Source organism: Streptomyces sp. MBT65 (genome assembly GCF_016612545.1).
Taxonomy (GTDB): Bacteria; Actinomycetota; Actinomycetes; order Streptomycetales; family Streptomycetaceae; genus Streptomyces.
In genome coordinates, this window is sequence record NZ_JAENRY010000085.1 from 37,207 (window position 1) to 50,575 (window position 13,369).

General features: G+C 68.5%; 13 protein-coding genes, 1 pseudogene and 1 riboswitch. Of the genes and pseudogenes, 7 read left to right on the forward strand and 7 right to left on the reverse strand.

The window, feature by feature from the left end; translation table 11 throughout:
* Positions 1 to 57: 57 nt before the first annotated feature.
* Positions 58 to 432: a nuclear transport factor 2 family protein gene (locus tag JHN63_RS20680; protein ID WP_234477445.1), complete on the reverse strand. Its 375-nt coding sequence runs from the start codon at positions 430 to 432 to the stop codon at positions 58 to 60.
* Positions 433 to 566: 134 nt separating this feature from the next.
* On the opposite strand from JHN63_RS20680, the gene JHN63_RS20685 reads away from it, so the two are divergent.
* Positions 567 to 1,106, forward strand: coding sequence for an SDR family NAD(P)-dependent oxidoreductase (locus tag JHN63_RS20685; RefSeq protein WP_307781935.1), 540 nt, complete (start codon positions 567 to 569; stop codon positions 1,104 to 1,106).
* Positions 1,107 to 1,413: 307 nt separating this feature from the next.
* Here the strand turns inward: JHN63_RS20685 and JHN63_RS20690 are convergent, their stop codons facing one another.
* The 4 genes from JHN63_RS20690 to JHN63_RS20705 all read right to left on the reverse strand — a co-directional run bounded on the left by JHN63_RS20690 (position 1,414) and on the right by JHN63_RS20705 (position 3,698).
* Positions 1,414 to 1,920 (reverse strand): TetR/AcrR family transcriptional regulator C-terminal domain-containing protein, encoded by a 507-nt coding sequence (locus JHN63_RS20690; protein WP_307781933.1) that lies wholly within the window; start codon positions 1,918 to 1,920, stop codon positions 1,414 to 1,416.
* 28 nt (positions 1,921 to 1,948) lie between these two features.
* Positions 1,949 to 2,353 (reverse strand): RidA family protein, encoded by a 405-nt coding sequence (locus tag JHN63_RS20695; protein WP_200682592.1) that lies wholly within the window; start codon positions 2,351 to 2,353, stop codon positions 1,949 to 1,951.
* A 58-nt stretch (positions 2,354 to 2,411) separates the two neighbouring features.
* Positions 2,412 to 3,011, reverse strand: a complete 600-nt coding sequence (locus JHN63_RS20700; protein ID WP_200682593.1) for a helix-turn-helix domain-containing protein — start codon at positions 3,009 to 3,011, stop codon at positions 2,412 to 2,414.
* A gap of 90 nt (positions 3,012 to 3,101) precedes the next feature.
* Positions 3,102 to 3,698, reverse strand: a complete 597-nt coding sequence (locus JHN63_RS20705) for an alpha/beta fold hydrolase (RefSeq protein WP_234477446.1) — start codon at positions 3,696 to 3,698, stop codon at positions 3,102 to 3,104.
* Between the two features lie 16 nt (positions 3,699 to 3,714).
* Here JHN63_RS20705 and JHN63_RS20710 point away from each other — a divergent pair, with 16 nt between their 5' ends.
* On the forward strand, positions 3,715 to 4,521 hold the full coding sequence (locus JHN63_RS20710) for a class II aldolase/adducin family protein (RefSeq protein ID WP_200682595.1): 807 nt from the start codon (positions 3,715 to 3,717) through the stop codon (positions 4,519 to 4,521).
* Here the strand turns inward: JHN63_RS20710 and JHN63_RS20715 are convergent.
* Positions 4,469 to 5,464 (reverse strand): oxygenase MpaB family protein, encoded by a 996-nt coding sequence (locus JHN63_RS20715; RefSeq protein ID WP_200682596.1) that lies wholly within the window; start codon positions 5,462 to 5,464, stop codon positions 4,469 to 4,471. The genes JHN63_RS20710 and JHN63_RS20715 overlap by 53 nt on opposite strands.
* 324 nt (positions 5,465 to 5,788) lie before the next feature.
* On the opposite strand from JHN63_RS20715, the gene JHN63_RS20720 reads away from it, so the two are divergent.
* The 4 genes from JHN63_RS20720 (at position 5,789) to JHN63_RS20735 (ending at position 9,740) form a co-directional block, all read left to right on the forward strand.
* Positions 5,789 to 5,992: a cold-shock protein gene (locus JHN63_RS20720; protein WP_019056860.1), complete on the forward strand. Its 204-nt coding sequence runs from the start codon at positions 5,789 to 5,791 to the stop codon at positions 5,990 to 5,992.
* Positions 5,993 to 6,172: 180 nt separating this feature from the next.
* Entirely contained in the window at positions 6,173 to 7,744 is a 1,572-nt protein-coding gene (locus tag JHN63_RS20725; RefSeq protein ID WP_200682597.1) for a DEAD/DEAH box helicase, read from the forward strand.
* A 64-nt stretch (positions 7,745 to 7,808) separates the two neighbouring features.
* Positions 7,809 to 8,135 (forward strand): SCO5918 family protein, encoded by a 327-nt coding sequence (locus JHN63_RS20730; protein ID WP_200682598.1) that lies wholly within the window; start codon positions 7,809 to 7,811, stop codon positions 8,133 to 8,135.
* Between the two features lie 150 nt (positions 8,136 to 8,285).
* Positions 8,286 to 9,740: a glyceraldehyde-3-phosphate dehydrogenase gene (locus tag JHN63_RS20735; RefSeq protein ID WP_200682599.1), complete on the forward strand. Its 1,455-nt coding sequence runs from the start codon at positions 8,286 to 8,288 to the stop codon at positions 9,738 to 9,740.
* 101 nt (positions 9,741 to 9,841) lie between these two features.
* On the opposite strand, the gene JHN63_RS20740 is transcribed toward JHN63_RS20735, so the two are convergent.
* Complete coding sequence (locus tag JHN63_RS20740) at positions 9,842 to 11,905, reverse strand: DUF1996 domain-containing protein (protein ID WP_200682600.1); 2,064 nt, start codon at positions 11,903 to 11,905, stop codon at positions 9,842 to 9,844.
* Positions 11,906 to 12,251: 346 nt separating this feature from the next.
* Positions 12,252 to 12,424, forward strand: a riboswitch (cyclic di-AMP (ydaO/yuaA leader).
* Positions 12,425 to 12,576: 152 nt separating this feature from the next.
* Between JHN63_RS20740 and JHN63_RS20745 the strand changes: the two are divergent.
* Positions 12,577 to 13,369: pseudogene (locus JHN63_RS20745) on the forward strand (peptidoglycan endopeptidase); the annotation flags it as partial.

The window sequence follows — 13,369 nt, forward strand, 5'->3', positions numbered from 1 at the left end:
TCCGTGCCCGCATCCCAACGGGGCACGGATCAGGGCGCGTTCGGCATGCACTCAGGGTCAGGCGTCTCCCGCCCTGACGCCCGCGACCTGACGCATTTCCGAGATTCTGCCGTCGGTGAGGGTGAAGACGGCCATCACCCGGAGTTCCCGCCTGCCGTCCGCCGCACCTTCGCGGTCTCGTCCGTGGATCAGGATGTCGTACTCGACGACGACGTCGTCCCCCGACTCCAGGTACGTGTAGTACGGCTCGCGGATCTCGACCTCCGCGTACTGCTCGGGATAGATCCCGAAGTGCTTCCGCAGCTCGTCGATTCCGGCGGCCCTGACCTGACCACCGGTGACGATGCGTGCGTCGTCCGCCCAGAACCGGTGAATGTCGTCGAGGGTGCCGTGGTTCTCGGCGTCGCACAGGCCGGATATCCACGTGTACATACCGTGGAAGAAATCCCGATGACGCACAGTCGCATTCATGGCCGGGAACGGTCCTTTCACATCCCACAACTCCTTGGTCATCGACCAAGACCGGATCGAGACCGTAGCGCGCCACTTGGTCACTGCACAAGGGGATCCATCGCGGCGCCTCGAAGGGATCCGGCCGGGAGTGGGCGGAGGCCGCGCTCGAGCGTGGCGACCGGGTCGCCGCGACCAGCCCTTCCGCGGCCGCCTTCGACGACCTGGTCGACAAATACGGCGATGCGGTCCTGCCGCTCCGACTCGACGTCGCCGACCGCGCGGCCTCATTCGAGGCCGTACAGACGGCAGTTGAGAGGTTCGGCGGCCTTGGCGTCGTCGCCAACAACGCGGGTTACGGCCTCTTCGGCATGACCGAGGAAGTGACCGAGCAGCAGGCCCGCGAACAGATCGACGTCAATCCGTTCGGCGCGCTGTGGGTCACCCAGGCGGTACTCCCCCACCTGCGCGCCCGCGGGTCCGGCCACATCATCCAGGTGTCCTCCATCGGCGGCGTCACCTCACTGCCCGGACTCGGCCTCTGCCACGCGTCCAAGTTCGCCCTGGAGGGCTTCAGCGCGAGCCTCGCCGCCGAGGTGAAGGGCTTCGGCATCCACGTCACCCTGATCGAGCCGGCCGGGCACGACACCGGCTGAGCGGGACCCTCCGCGGTCCAAGCCGAACGCCTTCCGGCCTACGACGACTTCCGCGGCGCCATGACGGGCATCTCCGCCCGACGCGGCGACCCGACGGCGACACTCACGGCGATCCTCACCGTCGTCGACGCGGAACAGCCCCCCTCCGGATCTTCTTCGGCCGGGGCCCGCTGGAACTTATCACCAAGGAGTACCGGGCCCGGCTCGACGAGTGGCGGGAGTGGGACGAGGTGTCCACCGCCGCGTTCGGTTCGTAGGGCCCGACGGCCCGCCCTCGATCACAGCGCGGCGAGCGCTACGACGCCCCTCAACTCCCGGCGTGCGGCCGAGGTTTGGTGGTCGGGGCGGAGCTCAGGATCTGGTCGATCCCGAAGTCGAAGCGCTCGCCGTAGTCGATCGAGAGGTAGTCCTCGAGCACCGAGTGGAGGCCGGGGAAACGCCGGGCGTCCACCGATTCCCGCGCGCGGTCGTGGAACGCGGCTGATGTGCGGGGGCAGCCTTCGAAAAGGATCGTCACCACCCGCTCGGAAAAGGCCAGCGTGTTCGGTTCGACAGGAAAGGTACCGGCGACGAGCAGGGCGCCGTCACGGTGTCCGAGCATGGCCTGCCGCAAACGCCGGAGCAGTTCGGCCACTTGCTCGCGCCGGCCGCCGTGCGGGTTGCCCAGGTCGACCTCGCCCATGATGGATTCCGCCATCAGGCCGAGCAGTCGTTCCTTGGTCCGGATGTGCCACATGACCGTGTTCATCCGGACATCGAGTTCGGCCGCGATCGCCCGAGCGGAGAGTTTGGCGATGCCGTCCCGTTGCAGCACCTCGAACGCCGCCGACGGAAGCGACCACTCACAGGGTCGCGACCACCTCGATCTCGACGATATACCCCTCCGCGAACAGGGTCTCCACACCCGCGCACGTACTGGCGGGCGGCGTCTCTCCCGCTCCCCGGCAGCCGGCGATGAGCGCGATCAACTCCGCCGAGTTGTCGGTGTCGTACCCGACGAGATGGATCGTCTCCTTGATGATTTTGCCACGGCTCGAACCGCCGGCGGCAAGGACCGCGTCGATGTTCTCGTAGGCCTTGGTGAATTGGGCCGCCAGATCGCCTCGCCCGACGAGTTGCCCTTTCTCGTCCCACGCGACCTGCCCGGACGCATAGATGAGCCGGAGGTCGGGAACGGCCAGACCGTGGGAGATCATGCCGGTGAGGGGCGGGAGTTCAGCGGGATTCAACGCAACGGGTGACGGCATCGTGAGTCTTCCTTCTTCCTGGAATCAACGATGCGCACCCCGCACGTTCACACAGAACTCAGCGCGAGTCCGCCGCATTGCGACGTGACGCCGGAATGGGGTGCCGCATCGGAACGGTTGCCGCTGTCGACGCGATCAGCACGGTCACGACGGCATCGTCCTTGTTGGTGAGACGATGCTCCTTCGACGAGTCGAAATGCACCGAGTCACCGGTGTCGAGCTGAAGCGACACACCCGAGATGTCGAGAGTGATCGCCCCTGACAGCACATGCAGCCATTCCTCGCCGACATGCCGGGCGGTCTTGGTGTTCTTGCCGGCCGTCAATTCGACCCGGATGACGGACATGGTCTCCCGAGGCCCGCTCAGTACGGTGTAGCGCCCGTCCTGCCCGTCGCGCGTCATCGCCGCGTCGGCGCGCACCAGATGGAAGTCGCCCTGATCGGGTTCCTGCACCAACTCGCTGATGGATACGCCGTAGACGCGGGCGATCTGCAGCAGGCTGCCGATGGACGGCTTGCGTACACCCTTCTCGAGGCGCGAGAGATGCGCCGAGGAAATGCCGGTCTGTTCGGCCAGTGTCGTCAGGGTGATACCTCGCTCACCTCGCATGTCCTTGAGGCGTTGGGCAACCCAGAGATCAGTGTCCTCGATCGGCATTCCCGCACAATAACATGCCTCTGAGGCAATAGACCGGGCCTCTCGGGTACATCGGACGGCCTCCGAACTTCCTTGTCCGTACGGGGTCGGCTAGACGAGTTTCAGCAGTTCCCGCTCAAGTGTCTGCGGGTTCGTCAGCAGGCCGACATGGGTGACTTCGGACAGTGCGACGACCCGGAATCCCCGTTTCTCCGCCGAGGCGGCAATGTCGGTGAAGAGGGCCTGATCGGCGCAGTAGATGTAGGTGACCGCCCGTTCGGCGAGCACGTCCTCACTGCCCGGACCGAGCGGCTCCTCGTGGGTGAACCGCGGCATCGGTGTCAGCCGGCCCGACAGCCACGCCACCCCGTCGTCGTCCGCGCCGAGCATCGCGGGGTCGAGCGGTGCCACCTCCCACTCGGCGGGCCCCGGCGACTCGGCGAACGCCGGCTCCAGCCACGGCAGCATCGTGAACGCCGACTCGCCGGTCACGGGGGCGAACGCGTCCGCGTACACCACCTGGCCGACCCGCTCGGGGGCGAGCGCGGCGGCTCCCGTGATCACCATCCCGCCGTAGCTGTGCCCGACGAGGATCGCGTCCTCCACCCGCTCGAACTCCAGGAGTTCGGCGACCTCCCGCGCGTGGAGGCTCAACCCGACCTCCGGCGAGGAGAGTTGGCGCCGCTCGGCGAGGCCTTCACCATGCATCGGAAAGGACGTCCCGATGTCCATCACCACCGGCAGCGATGACATCGACTTCGACGACGCCGAGGAACTGGACATTCCTCGGCTGGCGGAGAGCCGCGAGACCATCGAGGCCGAACGCGCCCATCGCAAGCGGCAGTTGGCGGCGGCGTTCCGGATCTTCGCCCGCTACGGGTTCGACGAGGGCATCGCCGGACACATCACCGCGCGGGACCCCGAGTTCCCCGACAGGTTCTGGGTCAACCCGTACGCGGTGCCCTTCTCCAAGATCCGCGTCAGCGACATGCTGCTCATCGACGAGGAGGGCCGCGCCGTCGAGGGCGAACGCCGGACCAACAAGGCGGCCTTCTGGATCCACTCCTCCATCCACCAGGCCCGTCCGGACGTCGTGGCGGTGGCACACGCCCACACCATCCACGGCAGGGCGTTCGCGTCACTGGACAAGCCGCTCGACCCGATCGTCCAGGAGTCCTGCGCCTTCCACGACGACCATGTCGTGTTCGACGAGTACAAGGGCCTGGTGCTGGAGCGCACCGAAGGCGAGCGGATCGCCAACCGGCTCGGCGACCGACGGGCGGCCATTCTCCGCCACCACGGCCTGCTGACGGTCGGACGGTCCGTCGAGGAGGCCGCGTGGTGGTTCATCACCATGGACCGCGCGTGCCAGATGCAGCTCCTCGCCGACGCCGCGGGCACACCGCGCATCATGACCGAGGAGGAAGTCAACCTGGCGCACCGGCAGTTCAGCAACGCCAACATGGCACGGCACAACTTCAATCTCCTGGCCGACCTGGTGGTGGAGGAGGAACCCGACGTCCTGGGCTGAGACCCCGAGGTGACCACGCATCCGGCACGTAGTGCTTTCCGTCACCCCGGCGCTCCTCCGGAGGCAGGTTCCGCCGCGGCGTCTCGACCGGTCCTACGACGAGACCACGCGCCCGCCGCCAACCGGCCCGGGCCCGCGGGTGGTAACGCCGCTCGAACGGCACCAGGTGCCAGCCGAGCGCGACGGCACGTCCCACCAGCCACAGCCCGACCGCGCTCCGACGCGACCAGCGGTATCCCAACTTGGCGCGCACCGCGGGCGGATACATCCCGACGGTGAGCCAGACGAAGGGCCGGGTCAGCGGACCGCGGACCACCCGCCACACCACGTCCGGCAGCCACTTCAGAAAAGGCGGCTTGCCGATACGGCGGATGTCCAGCACGGCGCGTGCCGCCCGGTTGTCCTCCAGGACGTCGGCGCACATCCGCTCGAAGTACGCGGTGAATCCCGCCCAGTCGGCCGGAACGGACCGGTCGCTCACCCCGTACAGCCGGTACCACTGAAGACCCTCGGCGTAGAAGCGCTCCTTCTCCTCCTCCGTCAGCGCCCGCCCGAAGTACTCGCACATCAGCACCGGGACCATGATGAAGGTCGCGTGCGCCCAGAAGAAGGTGCCCGGGTCCAGGGCGTGGTAGCGCCGGCCCTGGCGGTCGGTGCCCTTGATGTCGACGTGGTAGTCGCGCACGGCACGGGCGGTGCGGGCCGCGTCCGGGCCGTCGTAGATCACTCCGGCGATCGGGTAGAGGGAGCGCAGCAGCCGTTCCCAGCGCTCCTCGAAGAAGTGGGAGTGTTCCTCGACCCCGGCGCCGAGGGCGGGATGCATGTTCTGCATCGACCCGGCCCAGAGGCTGATCAGCATGCCCCGCCAGTCACTGAAGTACCGCCAGACCAATGACGACGGACCGAGCGGCTCGGGCGCCGACGGATCGGCGGGTGTGGTCACGGACCGCTCCTGACTGCCGGGGTGTCCTCCTAGTGATACCCGGAGCAGGGCGCGGCACCCGTCTCGCGCCCGCCGGTGCGAAACCCAATATCTACGTCGGCGACATGAGAAATGAAATTAACGACCGCACACGGCCGATCGCGCCGTGCTACTATTGATCTCAGTTGCAGTTGTGGTTGCCAAACCCTTCAGATGCCCACACCGGCCCCCAGGGACGGTGGAGCATTTTTTTGTGTGTCCGGTTTCTTTCCGGCGGGGTGATCATCACGGCGACACGGAGTCCGCACGCTGCGGGCTCCGCTGACCGCCCCGAAGGAGAACAAAATGGCCAGTGGCACCGTGAAGTGGTTCAACGCGGAAAAGGGTTTCGGCTTCATCGAGCAGGACGGTGGCGGCGCTGACGTCTTCGCCCACTACTCGAACATCGCCGCCCAGGGCTTCCGCGAGCTGCAGGAGGGTCAGAAGGTGACCTTCGACATCGCGCAGGGCCAGAAGGGCCCGACGGCCGAGAACATCGTTCCTGCGTAACGACGACGTTTACTTCGCAGCTGGGGCCCGCACCTTGGGGTGCGGGCCCCAGCTCGCTGCATTTTCCAAGCTCTCGGCGATATTCCGCCGAAGCCACCGGCTCGTTCTTGCGATTCTCTGCGCCGTTCATTCACCGCGGGAATTCCTTGATACGTGCCATATCAAGGAAGGTTCCACATTTTGAACCGCGCACGTACGAATGACCGTTTCTCGCGAAAGCGCAATGGAAATCCGGAATCCGGAAAGAGCGGCGGCGGCTACCGCTCGGCGGCTCCGTCCGGCAACCGCTCCAGCGCTCCGCGCCGCTCCAAGGGCGGCGGCGGCCGACCGGTCGCCCTGCAGGGCGAGTTCGCGCTGCCGAAGACGGTCACCCCCGGCCTTCCCGCCGTGGAGTCGTTCGCCGAACTCGACATGCCCGCAAAGCTGTTGGCCGCGCTCGGCCACGAGGGCGTGACCGTCCCGTTCCCGATCCAGGCGACGACACTCCCCAACTCCCTCGCCGGCCGTGACGTACTCGGTCGCGGTCGCACCGGCTCCGGCAAGACCCTGGCCTTCGGCCTTGCGATGCTGGCCCGTACGGCGGGCCGTCGCGCCGAGCCGCGTCAGCCGCTCGCCCTCGTCCTCGTCCCCACCCGCGAACTGGCCCAGCAGGTCACCGACGCGCTCACCCCGTATGCCCGCGCCGTCAGCGTGCGCATGACCACGGTGGTCGGCGGAATGTCGATCGGCCGCCAGGCCGGCGCCCTGCGCGGCGGCGCGGAGGTCGTGGTCGCGACGCCGGGACGGCTCAAGGACCTCATCGAGCGCGGCGACTGCCGGCTGGACAGCGTCTCCATCACCGTCCTCGACGAGGCCGACCAGATGGCCGACATGGGCTTCATGCCGCAGGTCACCGCGCTGCTCGACCAGGTGCAGACGGGCGGCCAGCGGATGCTGTTCTCCGCCACCCTGGACCGCAACGTGGACCTGTTGGTCCGCCGCTACCTGACCGACCCCGTCGTCCACTCCGTCGACCCCTCCGCGGGCGCGGTCACGACGATGGAGCACCACGTCCTGCACGTGCACGGCACGGACAAGCAGCGCGCGACCACCGAGATCGCGGCGCGCGACGGCCGGGTCATCATGTTCCTGGACACCAAGCACGCGGTGGACCGACTGGTGAAGCACCTGCTGAGCAACGGCGTCCGCGCGGCCGGTCTGCACGGCGGCAAGTCCCAGCCGCAGCGCACCCGCACGCTCGCCCAGTTCAAGGACGGGCATGTGACGGCGCTGGTGGCGACCAACGTCGCGGCGCGCGGCATCCACGTCGACAACCTCGACCTGGTCGTCAACGTCGACCCGCCCACCGACCCCAAGGACTATCTGCACCGCGGCGGCCGTACGGCCCGTGCGGGCGAGTCCGGCAGTGTCGTGACCCTGGTCACCCCCGACCAGCGCCGTGACTTCACCCGGCTGATGACCATGGCCGGCGTCACGGCCGAGGTCACCTCGGTGCGGTCGGGCGAGGAGGAGCTGACCCGGATCACGGGTGCCCAGGCTCCGTCCGGCGTCCCGGTCGTCATCCAGGCTCCGGTGGTGGAGCGCGAGCGCACCCGCCGTAGCCCGTCCTCCTCGTCGTCGCGCGGCCGTCGTGGCCGTCCGGCCGGCGAGGGCGGCCGGTCGTCCGCCGGTGGTGCGGCGCGACGCGGCGGCAGTGGCAGCGGTAGCGGCAGCCGGGGGCAGCGACGGTCGTCCTTCGGTCCTGCGGCCTGAGGACCAACTCGGCGCCTTCGGGCGCCCGTTCCGCCCCCGATCCTCCTTCTCTCTGTGAGGCAACATGCGCTGTGTCATCGCCCGGTATCCCTTCGACCTCACCAAGATGGGAGTCCTGGAGACGATGAAGGGCATCAAGCCCGAGCTGATCACGGGTGAGTCCGTGACCATCGGGCGGCGCCGCTACCCCGTCAAGCAGGTGGGGCAGGTCATCACCCGGCAGGACCCCCGTGACTTCAACAGCGGCGAGGTCATCCGGGCCATGACGCGGCTCGGCTTCACCTGCCACGGGCTGCCCGAGGTCGTGCCCGTGCACGTCCTCACCCCGCTGGAGAACGCGTCCGCGCTGCTGGGCAGCGGCGCGACCCAGGACGTGTCGGAGACCGTCTAGAAGCGACACCAGTACAGCCGGAAGGGGCCCTGCCGACGCGCGTCGGCAGGGCCCCTTCCGTCGTTCCCCGGGCCGGGCGGCACCCCTCTTGAACGGGCTGATGAACAGCGGGTTAGCATATGAGCGCCGTCTAGCTCGAAAGAGAAACCTGTGCCTGTCAACGAGGACTCGTTCACCAACTGGAAGACCCGCGAGGAGATCGCGGAGTCGATGATCCCGATGATCGGGAAGCTGCACCGCGAGCGGGACGTCACGGTCCTGCTGCACAGCCGCTCACTGGTCAACAAGTCGGTGGTCAGCATCCTCAAGACCCACCGGTTCGCCCGCCAGATCGACGGCGAGGAACTCTCCGTCACCGAGACCCTCCCCTACCTGCGGACGCTCACCACGCTCGACCTGGGCCCCTCCCAGATCGACATCGGCATGCTCGCCGCGACCCACCGGAGCGACGAACGCGGCCTGTCCGTCGAGGAGTTCACCGCCGAGGCCGTCGCCGGCGCCACGGGCGCGAACAAGATCGAGTGCCGCGAGGGACGCGACGTCGTCCTCTACGGCTTCGGCCGCATCGGCCGCCTGGTCGCCCGCCTCCTCATCGAGAAGGCCGGCTCGGGCAACGGACTGCGGCTGCGCGCCGTCGTCGTACGGCAGGGCGGCGGGCGGCCCGTCGAGGATCTCGTGAAGCGCGCCTCGCTGCTGCGCCGCGACTCGATCCACGGCCCCTTCCAGGGCACGATCACCGTCGACGAGGCGAGCAACACGATCGTCGCCAACGGCAACGAGATCAAGGTGATCTACGCCGGGGACCCCTGCGAAGTCGACTACACGGCGTACGGCATCAAGGACGCCATCCTCATCGACAACACGGGCAAATGGCGTGACCGGGAAGGACTTTCGCAGCATCTGCGGCCCGGGATCGACAAGGTCGTACTGACCGCGCCCGGCAAGGGCGACGTCCCCAACATCGTGCACGGCGTCAACCACGACACGATCAAGCCGGAAGAGCAGATCCTGTCCTGCGCGTCCTGCACCACCAACGCGATCGTGCCGCCGCTGAAGGCGATGGCCGACGAGTACGGTGTGCTGCGCGGCCATGTGGAGACCGTCCACTCGTTCACCAACGACCAGAACCTGCTGGACAATTACCACAAGGCCGACCGTCGCGGCCGGTCCGCACCGCTGAACATGGTGATCACCGAGACCGGTGCCGCCTCCGCCGTCGCCAAGGCGCTGCCCGACCTGAAGGCGCCGATCACCGGCAGCTCGATCCGGGTCCCGGTGCCGGACGTGTCGATCGCGATCCTCAGCCTGCGACTGGGCCGCGAGACCACCCGCGCCGAGGTCCTCGACCACCTCCGCGAGGTCTCGCTGACGTCCCCGCTGAAACGGCAGATCGACTTCACCACCGCCCCCGACGCCGTGTCGAGCGACTTCATGGGCTCACGGCACGCCTCGATCATCGACGCGGGCGCCACCAAGGTCGACGGCGACAACGCGATCCTCTACCTCTGGTACGACAACGAGTTCGGCTACTCCTGCCAGGTCGTCCGGGTCGTCCAGCACGTCTCCGGGGTCGAGTACCCGACCTACCCCTCACCGGCTGTCTGAGGCCTTCTGCCCCGGCGCGCCGAACGTGTGACGGCCCGGCCACCCCCAAGTGAGGGCGGCCGGGCCGTCGTCGTCACAGACGTGCACCCAGGTGCGCTGTGTCAGCGTGTACTGCGCTTACCTCGGTACAGCACCACGAACCCGGCGACGAGCAGCAGCGCGCCGGCCACCGCGGGCCACAGATTCGCGCCGGTCTCCGCCAACCCGCCCTGCGCCTGCGGCTGGTTGGGGCCTACGGCCGCGTAGCTCTCCCCGCCCGAGGACGAGTCGGGCGGCGTCGCCGCGGGGGTGCCGACCTGGCCGCCGGAGCCGTTGTCCGAACTCCCCTGCGTCTCCGTCGACTTGGACCCTTCGGTCTTCGTGTCGGCCTTGGGGACCGAGACGGCGGTCGTCAGGTCACCAGGGTCGGTGGTCTGCGTGTCGGTGGGCTCTGGGGCGTTGGCCCCGGTGTCCGGAGCGCTCGTCGCGGGATCCGCGGTGGGCTGGTCACCGTTGCCGCCGTTGTCGCCGTTCCCGGCGTTGCCGCCGTTCCCCTCGTTGCCGCCGTTCCCGGCCGGCTCGTCGGTCGCGGTGTCGGTGGGTGCCGCCGTAGCGGTGTCGGTCGCCGTCGGGGACGCGGACGGTTCACCCGAGCCGCCACCCGCGCCCTGGCCACCGCCGGAACCGTCACCCGAACCGCCGCCGGAGCCCGAACCGTCGCCCGAACCCGGGTCGTTGTCCGTGCCGGCGCCGCACTTCTCGCCGTTGTTGATGCAGTCGACCATGTCCTTCATCAGGCCCTCGTCGAAGACGTTGATGAAGTCGCCGTGGTCCGTGACGGGCTTGTGCTGCTGCTCGGGGAAGGAGTCCACCGCGAACAGCGGAGTCGTCTTGCCGCCGTCCTGGAGGCTCGGCGCGTCGACGTCGTAGACGATCCGCTGCACCAGTTGCGGGATGGCCTCGAAGCCGGCCGGGCAGGAGCCGTCGGCGGCCTCGAAGGCCACGTGGGTGCGGTGGTTGGCGCTGTCGATGTTGCGGCCGTCCCAGCAGCTCTGGAACTTGAAGGTGCGCACCACGTCACTGCCCGCCGGGCACAGCGGGTACTTGTCCTTGAGCTGCCGGTCCTCGAAACCGGTGCAGCTCCAGGAGGCGTTGGCGTTGGCCGGGCCGTTCACGAAGGCCTTGGCGTCGCCGGTGATGATGCGCAGCAGGCGCGGCATCGCGACGACCTTGCTCTGCGGGTTGCCGACGAACGTCAGCGTGGCCGCCTTGGCGGTCACGATCTGACCGGAGTTGCCCTCGGTGCCACCGCCGGGCTTGTCGGCGTCCTGCTCCTGCTTGCCGTTCTGCAGGCGCAACACGGGCCAGTAGTACGTGGACTTGTCGCCCGGGTTCTCACAGCTAGTGTCGGCATTGGCCAGGTCCTGGTCGCTGGCGAAGGCGTTGTTGGACTGGTTGCCGATGTAGTCGTGGAAGTGGTGGGCGCCGTTGGTGACGCCGGGAGCGACGATCACGTTGTCGGAGTTGAACAGGCCGTTCTCGTTCACCCCGCAGGCGGTGACGAACGTGCCGCGCGAGGCATTGGCCTGGTCCTGCGGAGTGTTCACGTTCGGCTGTACGGAGGTGATGTCCGCGTAGTCCGAGGCGACGGGCCCGTTGGTGGACTGTTGCTGGCCCTGGCCACCCTGGTCGCCGGTGCCGGCACTTGCACTGGGACTGGCGCTCTGGTCGTCGCCGTTGCCGTTCTGGTCGCCGTTCGTGGGGGCGATCAGCGTGCAGCCGGCGAGCGCGTCGAGTCCCTCCGGGCGGTCACCGACCCGTGCGATGGCGTCGCCGATCCGCCCGAGGGTCGCGGCCCGCTTCTCCTTCAACGGATTCATGATCGCGTTGTCGGCGAAGGACGCGTCCTGGCGTATGGACTCCTGCGAGTCCTTCAGTTTCTGGTAGGCCTCGGTTATCTGCTGGTCCAGAAGCGCGAGTTGGTTGTCGACCTCGGTCTTCGCCTCGTCCGGGACCGTCGTCAACTGGGTGCCCACGTCCGGGCAGTCGATCGTCGCGCCGTCCGACGCCGCGTCCGGGGAACCCTGTTGGGCCGTGTCACCGCCCCAACCGCCTTCGGACGCCGACGCGTAGACGTTCGCCGCCACCAGTCCTCCGCCGCCCAGCATCAGGGCGACTGCTGCCATCGTCGCGCGTCGTGCGCCTGTGGGGCGTCTGCGCGTGTTGCGTGCCAAGGAAGTTGCTCCTACACGTATCGGTCGGCCCGGATCGTCCCGGCATGGAAATCCCCCGACCCAATACGGAACCGGACCCCGGTGTGTTCAACCGTCCCGAAAATTCATAGCGACCTCATATGGATCACCCGGCCCGGCGGGCCCATGAACCCTCTCCGCACCAGGTGAAGTGTCTGAGAGAGGTAAAGGTCACAAAAACGTATCGGACATATCGCGCTTCAACCTTCACACGAGGCACACACGTTGGCTAAGTTGGCGCTCAGGCCGTACGACCTACTCCGGCGATCAGCGCCGGGCCGCGCGGCTTGCGCCGAGTCCGGCGTGTCGCTCGCGACAGCCGGAGCCGGGGACCCAACCGACTTGGGGTGAATCGACCCAACTGCCCTTCCGGGCTAGGGTCGTAGGGCAAACCTTCCGTGATCGCCGCCCGAACCCGACAGCTAACTCGGTAGGCGCGATACGGAAGGAGCACGTCTGCCATGCCGGCAGAACGAGGTACGCGCACCGGAGGCAGTGGCCCCACCGTGGAAGACCGACCCAGCCGTGACGAAGTCCAGCGGCGGATCAACTCCCTTTACGACAGGGCCGAGACGGCCACCGGAAATTACAACGCCACGCGTGCGATGTCCGGGAAACCGCGCAAGCGTGTCGAGTCCCGCCCCAGTGCGCCGCGTCCTTCCGACCCCGCCATCGACGCCGTCACCCGGCAGTTGTTCGACCGCGCCCGCGCTCAAGTGGGCCCGACCGTACCGGCGATCCTGCCGCCCGGCAGGACTCCCGCCCGTCCGGCCGAGTCCCGCCCCGAGCGGTCCGAGCGACGCCCCGAGCCCGAGGGCGCCGGCCGCGCACTCGAAGCGCAGCCCGGCCGCGCCGTCGCCGAACTGACCGCGGGGACCACCGCGGCACCGGAGCTCGCCGCCCCGCAACTCGCCGCCCCTATGGCGGAGTTGACGGCAGGACCGATCGCAGCGCTGCCTCCCGCCGCGCCGCAGACACCTCAGCCGCAGCAGACGGCTCAGGCCCAGATGCTTCAGATGCCTCAGGCGACCGTCCTCGACCTGCCGCCCGTGCCGGCCATCGAGGTGCCGCCCACTCCCGTAATGGCGGCACAGCAGTTCGCTCCCGCGGCCGCCCCGGCGCCGGTCTTCGACCCGCTCACCGCGAGCCTGGACCTGCTCCCGTACATCGCCGCACCGCGCACGGACCCCGCCCCGGCGGGCGCCACCTGGCCGCCCCCGGAGACGGCCTGGTCCGCCCCGGAGACCACCTGGTCCACCGGCCAGTTCCCCATGGTGACCGAGCAACAGCCCTGGTCGACCGGGCAGATACCCGTGGTGGCCGAGCAACCGGCCTGGTCCACCGGGCAGATACCCGTGGTGGCCGAGCAACCGGCCTGGTCCACCGGGCAGATACCCG